The organism is Variovorax sp. Root473, assembly GCF_001426505.1.
GTDB lineage: Bacteria > Pseudomonadota > Gammaproteobacteria > Burkholderiales > Burkholderiaceae_C > Variovorax.
Map to the genome: position 1 here is coordinate 404043 of NZ_LMEV01000017.1, position 545 is coordinate 404587.

1 pseudogene is annotated in these 545 nt (G+C 68.0%); it reads left to right on the forward strand.

The features are described from left to right. Nucleotides 1–32 precede the first annotated feature (32 nt). A pseudogene (locus ASD34_RS28280) lies at nt 33–545 on the forward strand (AMP-binding protein); the annotation flags it as partial.

A 545-nucleotide genomic window follows, 5' to 3' on the forward strand; every position in this document is an offset into this window, starting at 1 on the left:
GATCACCACGCTGAACTTCGTGCCTTCGATGNCTGCAAGCCTTCCTGGCGCATCCGGGCATCGAGGCGAGCACGCGCCTGAAGCACATCATCTGCGGCGGCGAGGCCATGCCGGCAGAAACGCAAAGGGAAGCACTGAGGCGCCTGAGTGGCGCCACGCTGCAGAACCTGTACGGCCCGACGGAGACGACCATCCACGTCACGCGCTGGACCTGCCGGGACGACGGCCAGAGCCTGGTGCCGATCGGGCGGCCGATCAGCGACACCCAGTGCCACATCCTCGATGCCGGGCTGAACCCGGTGCCGCGCGGCGTGGCGGGCGAACTCTATCTGGGCGGGGTGAGCCTGGCGCGGGGCTACCTCAACAAGCCGGGCCTGAGTGCCGAGCGCTTCGTGGCGAACCCGTTCGGCCAAGGCGAAAGGCTCTACCGCACGGGCGACCTCGTGCGCTGGAATGCCGAGGGGCAGATCGAGTACCTGGGGCGCATCGACCACCAGGTGAAGATCCGCGGCCTGCGCATCGAACTCGGGGAGATCGAAGCCCAG